Genomic DNA, 16,117 nt, shown 5'->3' with positions numbered 1-16,117 from the left:
CCTCACCCTACTCGATGTTACCCTGTCGCAGAGAAAAAATGACTGAGTATCAACACGATGGATTATCGTTTTAACGTCAATATTTCCTATTCAGAGTATCAGCTCTATTACAGTGGCGCCGCGTCGAGTGTGGTGGTCACTACCGACAAGGGATTACGCTTGCAAATTCCCGCCGCACGTTTTCGTCCTTATCTCTCACAACTCGGTATACGAGGCCGTTTTAAACTTACCACCGATGAGGAGAATCGCTTTCGTTCTCTCGAGCGCATCGCCTAACCAAACGTAGCTAAGGAAATAGCTACACCAGTCACATTCTCGCGAAATTCGTATAAATCCAGCTGTTTAGATATAACGTTTTTGTGTAGCAAGCCTTACACTAGGCAGTGCGTATGTTAACGCAATGTTTACCTCTAATACTTACTACAAAGATAACGTCTAAAAAAGGACTACGGAGTTCCAGAATGACCTCGCGTGACCCTATAGTACCGGTGTTACTTGAGAAAGTTTATCAACTGATTGCCGATAAACTGGATGATACTCAACAGCCACTCGTCGATGCATTAGCCAAAAGGATATTGGGTCAAATTTCTGATAATGATTTGCAGGAACGCAATGAATCAGATCTCTATGGTGCCGTGATGAGCATGTGGCACCACCTCAACACATTCGAACAAGATAAAATATTCGTTAAGGTCTTTAACCCCAGCCTCAGTGGAAACGGTTGGCAATCAACCCATACCATTGTCGAAATCCTCGCCCCGGATGCGCCGTTTTTGGTAGATTCCGTCCGTATGGCCCTCAATCGATTGGGGATCACGACACACCTGATGCTAAACACGCCTGTGAAAGCGTTGAAAAACCAACAAGGTGATGTGGTTGAGATCAGCGGTGAGAACGGCCAATTCCAAAGCACTTTCCACATCGAAATCGATAAGATGTCAGAAGATGCTGAAATGGCAGCGTTGGAAAAAGAGCTCCATGAAACGCTGACCGATGTGGTGATGGTCGTGAATGATTGGCAGCCAATGCGCGAGCAAATGCTGTCTTTGGTGAAATCACTGAAAGAGGCCGCGCTGCCGTTTGATGATGAGCGCCGTCAAGAAGCGATTGAATTTCTGACCTGGATTACCGAAAACAACTTTACCTTCATGGGTTACAAGTGTTTTGACCTTGTGGCCGTTGAAGGTGACTATGAGCTTCGCGCCTCCAGTGAATGCGATGCACTCGGTCTGGCCAAAAAGCATAAATCACCGAATGTGGTGCGTTTGTCGGAAATGCCAGAGTCTGCGCGTGCAACGGCATTAAAGAAAGAGCTATTGGTACTGACCAAAAGCAATGCGAAATCGCGTGTGCACCGACCTGCCTATGTTGACTATATCGGCATCAAAAAATTTGATGCGCAGGGAAATGTGATTGGTGAGCACCGCTTTACGGGGCTTTACGCGTCATCGGCGTATAACCAATCGACCTCCAGTATTCCGGTATTACGCAATAAAGTACGCCGAATTCTGGATAACAGCGGCTTCTATCAAGAGTCACATTCGTGGAAAGCACTGGCGAACATCCTCGAAAACTATCCGCGTGATGAGCTGTTCCAAGCGACCGAAGATGAAATGCGTAATGTCGGTATGGGCGTCGTGCAAATGCAAGACCGTGACATGCTGCGTGTGTTCGTCCGTCGCGATCCGTTTGGCCGCTTCTTCTCATGTATGGTGTATATCACGCGTGAGCGGTACAACACGGAATTCCGTCGTCAGACGCAACGTATTTTCCAGCAGTACTTTGGTTCTGATCAGGATGTTGAGTTCAACACCTTCTTCTCTGAAAGCCCATTGGCACGCACGCATTACATTGTGCGGGTCGATAATAACAACTTCGATATTGATGTGAAAAAGATTGAGCAAAACCTTACCGAAGCGGCTTCATCATGGGATGACCGTTTACAAGAAGCGGTGATTGCCAACTTTGGCGAAAACCGAGGTACGCCGATCGCGAAGCGTTACCTACGCGCGTTCCCTCGTTCCTATAAAGAAGCGATGTTGCCTGGTTCTGCGGTGGCTGATATTGAACGTTTGGAAGGCTTAAGTGACGACCATAAGTTGGACATGTTGTTCTATCGTCCACAAGAGGTGAGTCATCACTCGAATGCGGTGAGCCTGAAACTGTTCCAAAAAGGTGAGCCGATTCACTTATCCGATGTGATGCCGATGTTGGAAAACCTCGGTCTGCGTGTCATTGGTGAATCGCCCTATGAAGTCGAAACCAGTCATGGTGACGTCTATTGGATTCTCGACTTCTCGATGTTGCACAGTGCCGGTTCAGCCTTCAACTTGTCGAAAGCGCGGGATCGTTTCCAGCAGGCCTTCGCTGATATTTGGCACGGACGGTTAGATAACGATGGGTTTAACCGTTTAGTCTTGAATGCAGGACTATCGGGTCGTGAAGTGACTATCCTTCGTGCCTATGCGCGTTATATGCGACAAGTCGGTTTTCCGTTTAGTCAGGCATACATTGAAGAGACGCTGGCGTCCCATCCTGATCTAGCGAGTTTGCTGGTTCAACTGTTTAACAAACGATTTGATCCGGCGGCGAAGAATACCCAGCGTGCGCAAGACAAATTGATCGCCCAGATCGAAGACGCGCTTGAGCAAGTGGAAAGTCTGGATGACGATCGGATTATCCGTCGTTATATGGAAATGATGTTGGCGACATTGCGCACCAACTTCTTCCAAAAAGACCCAGAGAATGGTCTGGATAAGCCGTATTTATCGTTAAAATTGCAACCTGCAGACATTCCCGAGATCCCTCAACCGGTGCCAGCCTACGAGATCTTCGTATACTCACCCGATGTGGAAGGTGTGCATCTGCGCGGGGGGAAAGTCGCTCGGGGTGGTTTGCGCTGGTCAGATCGTCAAGAAGACTTCCGTACCGAGGTGCTTGGCCTCGTTAAAGCGCAACAGGTTAAAAATACCGTGATTGTGCCGGTAGGCGCGAAAGGCGGGTTCGTCTGTAAACGCCAACACCAGTTTACCGGTCGCGATGAGATCTTTGCAGAAGGTCAACGCTGTTACCGTATTTTCATTCAAGGCCTGTTGGATATTACGGATAACATCATCGAGGGCGAACTAACCCCGCCAAATGAGGTGGTGCGCCATGATGATGATGACGCTTATCTGGTGGTTGCGGCGGATAAAGGCACGGCAACCTTCTCTGATTTGGCGAACAGTGTCTCAGCACAATATAACTTCTGGTTAGGGGATGCCTTTGCCTCTGGTGGTTCCAATGGTTACGACCATAAGAAAATGGGCATTACCGCGAAAGGGGCCTGGGAGTCGGTAAAACGCCATTTCCGCGAGATAGACATCGATTGCCAGACGACAGATTTTACTTGTGTCGGCATTGGTGACATGGGCGGCGATGTATTTGGTAATGGCATGTTGCTTTCTAAGCATATTCGCTTGGTCGCGGCCTTTAACCATATGCATATCTTTATTGACCCAGAACCGGATGCCGCAAAAAGTTGGAAAGAACGTGAGCGTTTATTCAACTTGCCTCGTTCTAGTTGGGAAGACTATGACAGTAAGCTGATTTCAAAAGGCGGCGGCGTTTTCTCTCGTCGTGCGAAATCCATCACCTTGACGCCAGAGATCCAAAAGCTATTGGGTACGCGTAAGCAATCCATGGCGCCGAACGACTTGATCAAGCAGATCCTGCAAACCAAAGTGGATCTGCTCTGGAATGGCGGGATCGGGACGTACGTGAAAGCCGCAAACGAGACCCATACAGAAGTGGGTGATCGTGCAAATGACGGATTACGTGTTAACGGCAAGGAAGTGGGCGCGCGCATTATCGGTGAGGGCGGTAACCTCGGCATGACGCAATTAGGACGTATTGAATACGCACTAAAAGGTGGTCGTGTTAATACTGACTTTATTGACAATGTGGGTGGCGTTGATTGCTCGGATAACGAAGTCAACATCAAGATCCTATTGAATGGCTTGGTGGCATCCGGCGATCTTACCTTGAAAAAGCGTAATCAACTGCTGGAGAAAATGGAGAATGATGTTTCTGAGATTGTGCTGGAAGATGCCTACAGTCAAAGTGAATCTATCTCTGTTACGCACAACCAGCAAGCGTCGTTGCTCAAAGAGCAGATCCGCTTCATTCATTATCTCGAGAAAGAGGGCAAGTTAGACCGTGCGCTTGAGTATCTACCTGATGATGAAACGCTCGCGGAACGTAACTTACGTGGAAATGGTTTAACACGTCCAGAAATTGCCGTGCTGGTTGCATATGGCAAAATGGTGTTAAAAGATCAGCTGGTGGTCGATGAGGTGACGCAAGATAGTCACTTTGGCCAACTGCTCCCCGGTTATTTCCCCAAAGAGTTACAACGTCACTATCGTCAAGAGATGGAGTCGCACCCACTGCGTGGTGAGATCATTGCGACTGTGCTGGCGAACCAAATGTCGAATGATATGGGCTTTAACTTTATCACCCGTATGCAAGACGAAACCGGTGCCAGTGTTAGTGACATCGCTAAATCTTATGCGATTGCTCGCGAAGTCTTTGGTTTCGAACAGATATTTGATGATGTTCGCGCATTGGATAACCAAGTGAGCGCGTCCGTTCAATACGATATTTTGTTCCGTTGTCGTCGCATGTTGCGTCGCGCGACCCGCTGGATGCTTCGCAACAAACGCAAAGGCGAGAGCATTGAAGCGCAAGTGGCGTTTTATCGTCCCGCGTTACAAAACTTGGCAGCGAACTTGGATAGCTACTTGGTCGACAGTGAGATTAAAGAACACGATGATCAGGCGGAGAAACTGCGCAAAGCGGGGGTACCTGATGAGTTGGCAAGCAAAGTGTGTCGTTTGACCAGCATCTTCTCGGGCCTCGACTTGGCGCAAGTATCCGAGCAGTTAGATAAACCGTTCGAGCTGGTGGCACGCTTATACTATGTGCTGGGTGATAATTTATCGTTGCATTGGTTCTTGAAACAAATCAACAACCAACCGGTCGACAACCACTGGCAGGCTCTGGCGCGTGCTTCATTCCGAGAAGATTTGGATTGGCAGCAACGTTTGCTGACTGCGCGTATTGTTTCAGAAATGGATCCGAAACAAGATGCAGAAGCGGGACTCGACGCATGGATGGAAGAGCATGCCATGATTCTGGGCCGCTGGCGCAGTATCGTGGATGAGTTCAAAGTCGGCTCGGTCCATGAATTTGCAAAATTCTCAGTTGCGCTGCGTGAATTATCGCTTTTAAATTTGAATTAAAGCAGTAATAACGCAATAATCTAGCCCCGTTTATAACGGGGCTTTTTTATTAGGAGGGATAATGCTATACCGCCTCGCCAGACCGGCAATCTTTCAATTGGATCCAGAAAAAGCACACGACTTAACGATCAGCTCGCTTTCCCGTTTTCATTCGACCCCCCTTCGTTTTATCTACTCTCAGCATCTTCCTCCTCGTCCTGTTACCGTTATGGGACTCAACTTCAAAAACCCCGTTGGTCTTGCCGCAGGGCTTGATAAAAATGGTGAGTGCATAGAAGCGTTTGGAGCGATGGGATTTGGCTTTGTCGAAGTCGGAACGGTGACGCCAAGGCCACAACCAGGAAATGATAAGCCGCGATTGTTCCGCATCAAAGATGCAGAAGGGATTATTAATCGCATGGGCTTTAATAATCTGGGTGTGGATGCGCTGATTGAAAACGTTAAAAAAGCCAAAGGGTTTGATGGGATCCTCGGTATCAATATCGGCAAAAACAAAGATACGCCGATTGAGAAAGGCACGGATGACTATGTCATTTGTATGCAAAAGGTATATGCGCACGCCGATTACATTGCGGTGAATATCTCGTCTCCCAACACGCCTGGGCTGCGAAGCTTGCAATACGGTGAAGCGCTAGATGAATTGCTGAGTACCTTGAAAGCGGAACAAGCGCGCTTGAGTGAAGAGCAGGGCAAGTATGTGCCGCTTGCGGTCAAGATAGCACCTGATCTGACTGAAGAGGAAATTGAGCAAGTTGCGCAAACATTAGTGCGAAATCAAATTGATGGAGTGATCGCGACGAACACGACCTTAGATCGCGCATTGGTTGACGGTATGCCACATTACCAAGAAGCGGGTGGCCTCAGTGGTCGACCTGTTCAACTGAAGAGCACCGAGGTTATTCGCCGTCTTCACCAAGCCCTAGAGGGTGCCTTACCCATTATTGGGGTCGGCGGGGTTGATTCGGTGATGGCGGCTCGCGAAAAAATGGCAGCGGGTGCTGCACTGGTACAAGTTTACACTGGACTGATTTATCACGGTCCGGGTTTAGTGAAGCAATTAGTACGCAATATCTAACCATCACTAAAATTTTGTATAAAAAATAAAGGTTTTAACGCGAAAAGGGGAAGGTTTCTTCCCCTTTTTTTTTGCCCTTAAGCCATTACACTTCGGGAATGTGGCACGTTTGGCAAAGCCAGATACCCCATTAGATGTATCGTCGCGGGAGCTGAGTATGTTAAAACCTAACAATGCATGGACATGGTATTTCGACACTGAGTCGGAATCGCTAATGCTTGATTTGGGCGATGACATGCTATTTCGCGTCGCCATCAGTGCCAAACACCTCATCCCCGATGCGTTCTCTGAGTCCCCATTCTCTGTAGAGGACGCATCCCTTTTTCAGAGCATGACAGATACTCTGTCATGCCTCGATTTGTCGGCTCCTCGGCGAGCCGAACTCGCTTTGAACGCAGTGGCAGCCTATCGCTTCCACAAACCTATCTTACCGAAAAGTTGGTTTTTTGACCCTCAGCTTGAACCGCTCTCAGCACCTGAGTGTGGGCAGGTTGTAGAGCTTCAAAGCCAAGCGGGTGATAGGGCGCCATTTCTAATCATAGAAAACGCAGGCTCGGCTTCATTGTGCATGCTCGCTCGTGAGGTCGATTTTCAGCTTAGCGACAATAAAACCTTGGCGTTTTGTGGTGCGATTAAAGTAATGAACGACCGGTTATCTCAATTCATACCTCAAACAAATAACCGAAAAGGTCGATTTGCGTTAGTGGGCTGAGTACCATTTTTGGTACCAGCCCACGCTTTATTTGCTTCCTACCTCTCATAATCTCCGTTCATCATTCATGAATTTTCTCCGCTTCTTTGGCTAAATTCGTTTCTATTGACGAACAGCCTGACGATTAAAATGTGATCTATATCTACTTATTGAACAAAATTCGTGCGAAAAGTCGTACCACTATGGGGCCAATCTGACTTAAAAAACACCGTTATTGCGGCAATCTATTACCGTTTCCTTCCTATTTTCCCGTGCTATACGCTTTTAAACATGCTTTCTGGTCTATACCAATTTGGGCGGGTATTATTGTTGCCTGATGGGATTTAATGCGTCTAGTTAAAAACACGATTGCCTTGTTTGCGCGAGTTTTGTTCATAGTGAATGCTTACCAATGGCTATATAGAGTCGCCGCCAACCCTTGCCACGAAGGATTCATGCTGGTGTTTCTATTTGGAAACAGACCTTGATTGCGGACAGATACAATTGTGTCTTGATGGAAACAGTTTTCTTGGTTGGATTGATTCTTATCAGAAACAAAGCAGTGGTGATTATTTCAACAATCAATGTGGATGATGTGGCTTAATCCCACGAGTAGGTTCAGTTTGATGTATAATCGGCGCCAATTTGATAAATGACGCCCCAAGGGTGTAGAGAACCAATGAAACACTATCTCGCGATAACCGCTCGAGGCCTCGAGCACTTGCTTGCACAAGAGCTAGAACAACTCGGTGCCACCAACCTCAAACAAGTTCACGCAGGCGTGAAATTTAAAGCCGACGACGCAACCCTGTATCAGTGTTGTTTATGGAGCCGTATTGCTTCTCGCTTTGTGTTGGTATTGAGTGAGTTTACGGTGCGCGATGATATGGATCTCTATCTCGGCGCCACCGCCATCAATTGGCCGGATTACTTTCATTCCAGTCAGCGTATTGCCGTCGACTTTAACGGGACTAACCGTGAAATCCGCAACAGCCAATACGGTGCGCTGAAAGTAAAAGACGCTATCGTCGATAAATTTGAAAAAATGAACTTCCCTCGACCGAGTATCGACCGCGAGCAGCCCGATTTACGTATTCACATGCGCTTATCTAAAGAGCAGGGCTTGCTGGGTATCGATATGGTTGGCAGTGGTTTGCACCAACGCGGATATCGTACACAAGCTGGTGCTGCGCCATTGCGTGAAACCCATGCTGCTGCACTGGTAAAACGTTGTGGTTGGCAGCCTGAACAACCGTTTATGGATGTGATGTGCGGTTCAGGCACGTTGGTGATTGAAGCGGCAATGATTGCGGCGAACGTGGCTCCGGGCTTGAAACGGAAACGTTGGGGGTTTGAATCATTACTTGGATTCGACAGTGACGCTTGGAAGAGCATTAAAGCTGAAGCGAGCGTTAAAGCAAAACGTGGCGTGAGTCAGTGCCAAACCCGCTTTTTTGGCTTTGATAATGACCCGCGGGTGGTTGAGACGGCAAGGGCAAATGCGAAACGCGCAGGGGTTGGTGAACTGATTACGTTTGACGTGGCCGATGCCACCCAAGTTACGCCACCTGAAGACTTTACTGGCGGCCATATTCTCTCCAACCCACCTTATGGTGAGCGTCTTGGCACAACCCCAGGTTTGATTGCGCTATATACCCAACTCGGCGATCACCTCAAGCAGGCTTTTGTCGGCAATCAGGTATCACTGTATTCAGGCTCTGAGGAGTTGCTGAGCTGTTTGCGTATGCGCGCGGATGACAAGTTTAAGTTACGCAATGGTGCGATCGATTGTGTAATGAAAACATACGGCATTACTGCGCGTGGCGAGAAGCCCCGATCCGATCAGGATAAAGAGGCGCTCGGGAGCACGGATGTCGCGCCCGACTTTGCCAATCGCTTGCGTAAAAACATGGCCAAGTTAGATAAATGGGCGAAAAAAGAAGGGTTAGAATGCTATCGCCTATACGATGCGGATTTGCCGGACTATAAAGCGGCCATTGACCGCTATCGTGACTATCTAGTGATTCAAGAGTACGCCGCGCCCAAGACGATTGAACCAGAAAAAGCGCGTCGTCGCTTGCTTGATATGGTTCGAGCGTCGATCGTGGTGACCGGAATTGACGTCAACAAAGTTGTCCTCAAAACCCGCGAAAAACAAAAAGGCAATAACCAGTACCAGAAGCTGGCGGCAGGCGAACGCACTATGACGGTCCATGAATATGGGGTTGCCTTGGAAGTGAACCTTTACGACTATCTCGATACTGGCTTATTCCTCGATCATCGCCCGACGCGCAAACTCATTGGCCAGAAAGCGGCGGGTAAAGACGTGTTAAACCTTTTTGCCTACACTGGCAGTGCGTCCGTCCACGCGGCGGTTGGGGGCGCTCGTTCAACAACCACGGTCGACATGTCCAAAACCTATTTGGCGTGGGCCGAACGTAATATGAAGCTCAACGGCATTGTGGGTCGTCAACATCAATTTGAGAATGCCGATTGTTTGCAGTGGATAAGCCAATCAGATCGCCAGTTTGACTTGATTTTTATTGATCCACCGACGTTCTCTAACTCCAAGCGCATGAACACGACGTTTGATGTTCAGCGCGATCACGTTGATGTTTTGTTAGCACTGAAAGAGCGGCTTCGCCCAGACGGTGAGATCATTTTCTCTAACAACAAACGCCATTTCAAAATGGATACCGGCGCGCTGGCTGAAGCTGGGTTACGCGTTGAAAATATAACTAAGCGCTCGATACCAGAAGATTTCGCGCGCAATCCTCATATTCATAACTGTTGGATCATTCGTCACCAAGAGGCCTAAGTATGGCATTAATGCTCTACAGCACGGAAGGCTGTCACCTCTGTGAGCAAGCCTATGAACTCTATCAGTCGTTGGGGGGCCAGACGCCCCTAAACACCCAAGATATCGCCTTCGATGATAGGCTATTTGAGCGTTACGGCGTCACTATTCCTGTGATTGCCGTGCTGACGCCGGAAGGACAGGTGAGGGCAGAGCTTGGCTGGCCATTCGATTCAACACAATTACAGGCTTGGTTAATAGAACATGGCATTGATTAAAATTACCGGCGCACAGTTAGCGTACGGCGATAATCCTCTACTCGACAACACGGACTTTATTTTACAACCGGGCGAACGCGTATGTTTGGTGGGACGCAACGGCGCGGGAAAATCGACGTTGATGAAGGTGCTTGACGGTCAAGTTCAACTGGATGATGGCTCGATTCAACGCCAATCTGAATTAAAAGTCTCGCGTCTTGAGCAAGATCCGCCGCGCGACAGCGATGGTACTGTCTTCGATTATGTCGCCGAAGGGTTGGCCGAGGCGGGCGCGAAACTCAAGGAATACCACCAGTTGATCGCGACGATCGAAACCGATCCTAGTGATCGCAACATTGCCGCGCTTGCGCGTGTACAAGAAGCTCTTGACCATGCAGACGCGTGGCGTTTCGACAATCAGATTATGGTGGTATTAGGCGCATTAGGTTTAGACGGCAACACCGCATTAAATGCGCTCTCGGGAGGATGGCAACGTAAAGCTGCACTGGCGAGAGCGTTAGTCTGTGAGCCTGATGTTCTGTTGCTTGATGAGCCAACAAACCACCTTGATGTATCGACCATCCTGTGGCTCGAACAGTTTTTAAAAGACTTTAAAGGCGCCATTGTCTTTATATCTCACGACCGTTCTTTCATTCGAGCCATGGCAACGCGTATCTTAGATCTCGATCGAGGTAAGCTGTCTTCTTGGCCCGGTGATTACGACAAGTATCTCGAAGGCAAAGAGGAAGCCCTGCGCGTTGAAGCGGAGCAAAATGCCGAGTTTGATAAGAAACTCGCGCAAGAAGAAGCGTGGATTCGACAGGGCATCAAGGCGCGAAGAACGCGTAACGAAGGGCGAGTGCGTGCGCTAAAAGCGCTACGACAAGAGCGCGCCAGTCGGGTTGAGTTACAGGGTAACGCAAATCTCCAGCTCGATGATGCGTCCCGTTCCGGTAAGATTGTTTTTGAGGCTGAGAACATCAGCTTTACCTATCAAGAGCAACCCTTGATTAAGCCCTTTAGCTTTACCGTCATGCGAGGCGATCGCATTGCATTGATTGGTCCCAATGGGTGCGGAAAGAGTACGCTATTAAAGCTCATGCTTCAGCAACTCGAGCCTGACAGTGGCCATTTGCACGTTGGCACCAAGTTAGATGTCGCCTATTTTGACCAATACCGAGAAAAGCTCGATCCGGAAAAAACCGTGATCGACAACTTGGCGGGTGGGAAAACCGAAGTAGACGTTGGCGGCCGTAAACGCCATGTGATGGGCTATTTACAAGATTTCTTATTCCATCCTCGACGAGCTCAAACACCGGTCAAAGCGCTATCTGGCGGTGAAAAGAACCGGCTATTGCTGGCGAAACTCTTTTTAAAGCCAGCTAATTTATTGGTTCTCGATGAGCCAACCAATGACCTTGATATTGAAACTTTGGAGCTACTCGAAGACTTGCTGTCGCAATTCCAAGGCACCTTGTTGCTCGTTAGCCATGACCGCCATTTTGTTGATAATACCGTAACACATAGCTGGATTTTCGAAGGCGATGGAACCATCAATAAGTTTGTAGGCGGCTACCATGATGCACAACAGCAGCGTGAGCAATTTTTGCAAGCGGTCACACCGTCAAAATCCGACCCCAAGAGTGTAAAAAACACCCAAGATACTGAACAAAGGACGGCAAAACCTAAAGGTAAACCTCGTAAGTTATCTTACAAATTGCAACGAGAGCTTGAGGCCTTGCCAGCACTGCTTGAAGCGCTAGAAGCCGAAATAGACAGCCTACAAACAGAAATGAATGATCCTGAATTTTTCTCAAAAAGTCAGGAGGTTACTCAGCCAAAGCTCACAAGACTCTCGGAAGCCGAGCAAGAATTGGAGCAAGCCTTTGAACGGTGGGAAGAATTAGAGGCCATGCAGCAAGATATATAGTGACGCTGTCACTAATAGGCTTGGGCACGACTCACAATTTCATTGTCATTGGTGCGATATGTCTTGATTAAAAAATAATCATGATCGAAGCTGTAGAGGATGCTTCATAAAAACGTCACGGACAGAAGCATCCTTGCGATAGCAAGTAGCACTGAATAAGATGGAATAAAGAGGGCGACTCTATGAAAAGACAGAAGCGAGATCGTTTGGAACGTGCACAGTCAAAAGGCTTCCAAGCAGGTATCAACGGTCGATCGTCTGATATATGTCCTTACCAACAAACGGATGCAAGGAGCCACTGGCTTGGTGGCTGGCGTGAAGGCAGAAGTAATAAATCTGAAATGATGAAGTAATCATTTGTTACCATGTTTTTGGCCTTATCGTTTGGGTAAGGCCTTTTTCTTAGCCACTTAATGCACTATAACTTTATATCTTAAGCAAAGATAAGTCATACCTAACGAGTTCCCATTAAGCTAAATCACTAAATTCAATTCACAAGTCTGTTTAAAGCGAGTCGAGGATAATAAAAAGCCGGCGAGATGCCGGCTTGGAGAAATATGGAGAGACAGTATGGCCTAGAATGCAGATGTATCTTGAAACAAACCCACTTTCAGGTCTTTGGCGACATAGATTTCTTTTCCATCGACAAGCACGCGTCCGTCAGCCACACCCATCACCAACTTGCGGTTAATCACTCGCTTCATGTGAATTTCGTAGCGTACTTGCTTAGCAGTAGGAAGTACTTGGCCGGTAAATTTGACTTCACCCACACCAAGCGCACGTCCTTTACCTTCGCCACCAACCCAGCCAAGAAAGAATCCCACAAGCTGCCACATCGCATCAAGACCTAAACAACCCGGCATCACAGGATCACCCGGGAAGTGGCAATCGAAGAACCAAAGGTCAGGATTAATATCGAGCTCGGCGATGATGACCCCTTTATCGAAATCTCCACCTTGTTCGGTGATTTCAGCAATGCGATCCATCATTAGCATGTTAGGCGCGGGGAGTTGCGGTCTGCCAGGGCCAAATAGTTCACCCTGGCTAGAGGCGAGAAGGTCTTCACGGTTATAGGAATTTTGGCGTTTCATTATATCTAAACTGCTCCTTATTCAATTGCGAGCAGATTAGCGTACACGTGTACGCCAAACAACTCGGATCAGTACTGGCCCAACCAGTTTTTTAATCGGCTAAACAAAGTGTTGCAGGTTTGTTTTTCACCATTATGAAAGTGATCGATCCTGTCAGAAATTTTGCCAAGTAATGTTTCGCCTTCGTCTCCTGAGAATGGGAGCCCAGTCACGATAGGAAGCGCTTGTTCGACATCATCAACTGCCCAAATATGAAATTGACCGGCTTTTATTGCATCCACGACATCTTGGCGTAGGCAGAGCGACGATAGATTTGTTTTCGGTAATACAATGCCTTGCTGACCAGTTAAGCCACGATGCGCACAAACTTGATAGTAGCCTTCGATTTTTTCATTGATCCCTCCCACGGCTTGCACTCGTCCAAACTGGTCGACAGCACCCGTAATCGCAATAGCTTGATTGATAGGTTGCAAGGAAAGCGCGCTAACAAAAGCACACAGCTCTGCCAAGGAAGCACTGTCACCATCGACCTCACAATAAGATTGCTCAAACACAATGGACGCTGAGTAGGGCAATGGTTCATCAAGATTGAGTGCGGCGCTAACAAAGGCCTGCATAATCATCATGCCTTTGGCATGGATATTACCCGCGAGTTCCGCTTTGCGTTCCACATCGGCAATGTCGCCGTCGCCAGAGTGTACAACACATGAAATACGTGCCGGTTCACCATAGCTCATGGGGTGGCCGGGAACTTCTATGACAGTGAGACCGTTGATTTGGCCAATATGTTCACCGCGAGTATCAATAAATACTTGGCCTTTATGGATGTCTTCAATCGCTCGCTCGGGTAAGTAGGCGGCACGTTGATAGCGCTCTGCTAATGCCTTAGCAATTGCGTCCCCGTCCAATTGGTTTTCAGCATGCATAAGTGCTTCGCCAAGCAGCTGCTGATACCACACTGGGCACAAAGGCATACGGTGCTGGGCTTCGCTTTCTCGCGCTCCCGCTTGCATCAGTTGGACAATGGCAGTGTCAGTGATGCTTTTATCTGTTAACTGATTTGCAATGCCTTTTAGCCAAGCAAGATAGGCTTCAATCTTGTTCTCATTGACTTCAATGTCTTGCTCGTACTCCGCGAATGCGGCAATACCATCGTACAAGTCAGGTTCATGAGTCTCAAAATCTGCTAACCATTGTCGATCGCCCACCAGTATCACTCGGACGCTGAGCGCCTCATCGGGCAATGTGGTCAGTTGATCGGCACGTGCTGTTTGCCAGGGTAAGCGACCCGTGGCGAGTAGCTGACGCAAACGAAGCCAAACACGTGGTTGTTGAAGCACATCTGCGATTTTAAGAATGATGGCGCCTTGATGAGCTTGATGAATTAAGCCAAATTGTTTTTGTGACGCTGTAACGTTTTTATTTTCATCATAAGCAAAGCCGAATAGTGATGTCTCAGTGATGTTTTCACCCACAATCACGGGGGTACGTGCATCAATTTGGGTTAACGCATCCTGGTACGCATAGAGATAGCCCGGTAAATCAGAGGACATGACGACTAAGCACTGTGTTGGACAGTCTGGTGTCATTAGCCACCGGAACGCGCGACCAAGTCGAGATTGGAGTGAGAATAGCTCAGCCGCTTCCAATGTCTCAAATTGAGCAATTGCTGGGGTAAACTGAGAATAATGTGGTTTGGCATCACGCCAATCAACTTCATGCATGTCTATGATTACTGACTAGGATTAGAATGAAACGAGTATAAAGGATAACACACTGGGCGAATAGGCATACTCGCATGGGCACACCGGTAAACGACGGGCAGGGGATCGATACGCCGCTTTTACTATGTGTGATAATTGAACAGATTGACAGTTGGTGTTACGCTGTCACCAATCGGCGTGATCAAAGCTTGGGCATATGAAATATCAACAACTCGAAAACCTCGAAGCTGGCTGGAAATGGACCTATCTAGTCAAAAAATGGAAAGATGGTGACACCGTCACAAAATACATTGATAGTTCCGAAATACAAACGGCTATCGATGCGTTAATGGCGATTGAGCATGAGCCAACCCGCGTCAATCAATGGATTGAAAAGCACATGTCGCCAGCGCTCGATAATAAGCTTAAACAAGCGATTCGTGCCAAGCGAAAGCGTCACTTTAATGCCGAGCAAGAACACACTCGTAAAAAATCAATTGATTTGGATTACCGGGTTTGGGAACGGCTCTCACAAAAAGCACATGAGCTAGACGCGACCTTATCCGATACCATCGAGTATTTGCTGTCCGAGGCAAACCGTACAGAGAGCGCAAGCAAGCAAGTTGATGCATTGAAGAAAGATTTGAGCAACTTACTCGATATGTAGCCGTTGGACAGATTGCATTCACAGCAAGAGTCTGACTCTGGAGCAGTTAGAGCAGTATTATGGGTTATTTTTTATTTATATCGTTCGCGATTTTTCTCGCGTTTATGTTGATTGATAGACCTTTGATTGTCATCGCATTTAAAGATGGACAGCTTGTTCGTCACAAAGGCAAAGTGCCAAAAGGTTTCTTGCATGATTGCCAAGAAATTGCCAAACGAAATCCATTTACCGGAACCGTTAAAGTGTATAGCAACCGTTTTAAGCCGGCGAAATTGGTCATGTCACGCAGCATCGATAGTCGTACACAGCAGCGCATCAAAAACGTTTTTCCACATCAATCATTCAAATAGTGCTAGTTTTCGCTCAAATAACATGACTGTTGGAGGCGATAATCAACACGTCGCCTCTGTGTTAACCATTAAACCCAAGTGCGCATTATATAGATTATGTTAAATATGATGTTTGGTTGATTGTGGCATCTACCGCTTAACAATGCTCTTCTCTACTTTATCCATGTCATTAAACGTAATTAGCTATTTACCATAAAATAGCTAATTACCACTTCTTTTAATCTGATTATCCCAACTTGGTATAAACCGATTCAACTCATTGTAATTAGACCTC

The 16,117-nt window shown here is 47.6% G+C and carries 12 protein-coding genes; 10 read left to right on the top strand and 2 right to left on the bottom strand.

From position 1 onward, the window contains the following. Positions 1 to 57 precede the first annotated feature (57 nt). The 8 genes from BGK46_RS06215 (at position 58) to rmf (ending at position 12,385) form a co-directional block, all read left to right on the top strand. On the top strand, positions 58 to 276 hold the full coding sequence (locus BGK46_RS06215) for a DUF2835 domain-containing protein (RefSeq protein ID WP_069587733.1): 219 nt from the start codon (positions 58 to 60) through the stop codon (positions 274 to 276). A 185-nt stretch (positions 277 to 461) separates the two neighbouring features. Beyond that, positions 462 to 5,282: an NAD-glutamate dehydrogenase gene (locus tag BGK46_RS06210; protein WP_069587731.1), complete on the top strand. Its 4,821-nt coding sequence runs from the start codon at positions 462 to 464 to the stop codon at positions 5,280 to 5,282. Between the two features lie 61 nt (positions 5,283 to 5,343). Next, positions 5,344 to 6,357 carry a quinone-dependent dihydroorotate dehydrogenase gene (gene pyrD, locus BGK46_RS06205; RefSeq protein WP_069587729.1) on the top strand — a complete coding sequence of 338 codons (1,014 nt, stop codon included), beginning with the start codon at positions 5,344 to 5,346 and terminating at the stop codon, positions 6,355 to 6,357. A gap of 157 nt (positions 6,358 to 6,514) precedes the next feature. Further along, on the top strand, positions 6,515 to 7,069 hold the full coding sequence (locus BGK46_RS06200; protein WP_069587728.1) for a cell division protein ZapC: 555 nt from the start codon (positions 6,515 to 6,517) through the stop codon (positions 7,067 to 7,069). A 658-nt stretch (positions 7,070 to 7,727) separates the two neighbouring features. Continuing rightward, entirely contained in the window at positions 7,728 to 9,866 is a 2,139-nt protein-coding gene (rlmKL, locus tag BGK46_RS06195; RefSeq protein ID WP_069587726.1) for a bifunctional 23S rRNA (guanine(2069)-N(7))-methyltransferase RlmK/23S rRNA (guanine(2445)-N(2))-methyltransferase RlmL, read from the top strand. 2 nt (positions 9,867 to 9,868) lie between these two features. Further along, positions 9,869 to 10,123 carry a glutaredoxin family protein gene (locus tag BGK46_RS06190; RefSeq protein WP_069587724.1) on the top strand — a complete coding sequence of 85 codons (255 nt, stop codon included), beginning with the start codon at positions 9,869 to 9,871 and terminating at the stop codon, positions 10,121 to 10,123. After that, entirely contained in the window at positions 10,110 to 12,032 is a 1,923-nt protein-coding gene (locus tag BGK46_RS06185) for an ABC transporter ATP-binding protein (protein WP_069587723.1), read from the top strand. Before BGK46_RS06190 ends, BGK46_RS06185 begins: the two co-directional genes overlap by 14 nt. Positions 12,033 to 12,214: 182 nt before the next feature. Next, a complete protein-coding gene (rmf, locus tag BGK46_RS17135; RefSeq protein ID WP_077456710.1) occupies positions 12,215 to 12,385 on the top strand; it encodes a ribosome modulation factor in 171 nt (56 codons plus the stop codon). Positions 12,386 to 12,607: 222 nt separating this feature from the next. Here rmf and fabA read toward each other — a convergent pair whose 3' ends face one another. Together fabA and BGK46_RS06175 are read right to left on the bottom strand one after the other, a co-directional pair. Beyond that, positions 12,608 to 13,123, bottom strand: a complete 516-nt coding sequence (gene fabA / locus BGK46_RS06180) for a bifunctional 3-hydroxydecanoyl-ACP dehydratase/trans-2-decenoyl-ACP isomerase (RefSeq protein ID WP_069587720.1) — start codon at positions 13,121 to 13,123, stop codon at positions 12,608 to 12,610. Positions 13,124 to 13,191: 68 nt separating this feature from the next. Beyond that, positions 13,192 to 14,847, bottom strand: a complete 1,656-nt coding sequence (locus BGK46_RS06175; RefSeq protein WP_069587718.1) for an AAA family ATPase — start codon at positions 14,845 to 14,847, stop codon at positions 13,192 to 13,194. A gap of 196 nt (positions 14,848 to 15,043) precedes the next feature. Here BGK46_RS06175 and matP point away from each other — a divergent pair, with 196 nt between their 5' ends. Together matP and BGK46_RS06165 are read left to right on the top strand one after the other, a co-directional pair. Further along, a complete protein-coding gene (gene matP, locus BGK46_RS06170; protein WP_069587717.1) occupies positions 15,044 to 15,493 on the top strand; it encodes a macrodomain Ter protein MatP in 450 nt (149 codons plus the stop codon). 59 nt (positions 15,494 to 15,552) lie between these two features. Next, the gene (locus BGK46_RS06165; RefSeq protein WP_069587715.1) at positions 15,553 to 15,843 is read left to right on the top strand and encodes a DUF3634 family protein; all 291 of its coding nucleotides are present in this window, start codon (positions 15,553 to 15,555) and stop codon (positions 15,841 to 15,843) included. The last annotated feature ends 274 nt before the right edge of the window (positions 15,844 to 16,117 follow it).

This window comes from Salinivibrio sp. SS2 (assembly GCF_001722075.1).
Lineage (GTDB): Bacteria > Pseudomonadota > Gammaproteobacteria > Enterobacterales > Vibrionaceae > Salinivibrio > Salinivibrio proteolyticus.
The sequence above is the reverse complement of the archived record's forward strand: the minus strand, read 5'-3'. Positions and strand labels throughout refer to the sequence as shown.

Coding starts and splice junctions, on each gene's coding strand:
- BGK46_RS06215 (WP_069587733.1), top strand. CDS start 58: ATGGATTATCGTTTTAACGTCAATATTTCCTATTCAGAGTATCAGCTC.
- BGK46_RS06210 (WP_069587731.1), top strand. CDS start 462: ATGACCTCGCGTGACCCTATAGTACCGGTGTTACTTGAGAAAGTTTAT.
- pyrD (WP_069587729.1), top strand. CDS start 5,344: ATGCTATACCGCCTCGCCAGACCGGCAATCTTTCAATTGGATCCAGAA.
- BGK46_RS06200 (WP_069587728.1), top strand. CDS start 6,515: ATGTTAAAACCTAACAATGCATGGACATGGTATTTCGACACTGAGTCG.
- rlmKL (WP_069587726.1), top strand. CDS start 7,728: ATGAAACACTATCTCGCGATAACCGCTCGAGGCCTCGAGCACTTGCTT.
- BGK46_RS06190 (WP_069587724.1), top strand. CDS start 9,869: ATGGCATTAATGCTCTACAGCACGGAAGGCTGTCACCTCTGTGAGCAA.
- BGK46_RS06185 (WP_069587723.1), top strand. CDS start 10,110: ATGGCATTGATTAAAATTACCGGCGCACAGTTAGCGTACGGCGATAAT.
- rmf (WP_077456710.1), top strand. CDS start 12,215: ATGAAAAGACAGAAGCGAGATCGTTTGGAACGTGCACAGTCAAAAGGC.
- fabA (WP_069587720.1), bottom strand. CDS start 13,123: ATGAAACGCCAAAATTCCTATAACCGTGAAGACCTTCTCGCCTCTAGC.
- BGK46_RS06175 (WP_069587718.1), bottom strand. CDS start 14,847: ATGCATGAAGTTGATTGGCGTGATGCCAAACCACATTATTCTCAGTTT.
- matP (WP_069587717.1), top strand. CDS start 15,044: ATGAAATATCAACAACTCGAAAACCTCGAAGCTGGCTGGAAATGGACC.
- BGK46_RS06165 (WP_069587715.1), top strand. CDS start 15,553: ATGGGTTATTTTTTATTTATATCGTTCGCGATTTTTCTCGCGTTTATG.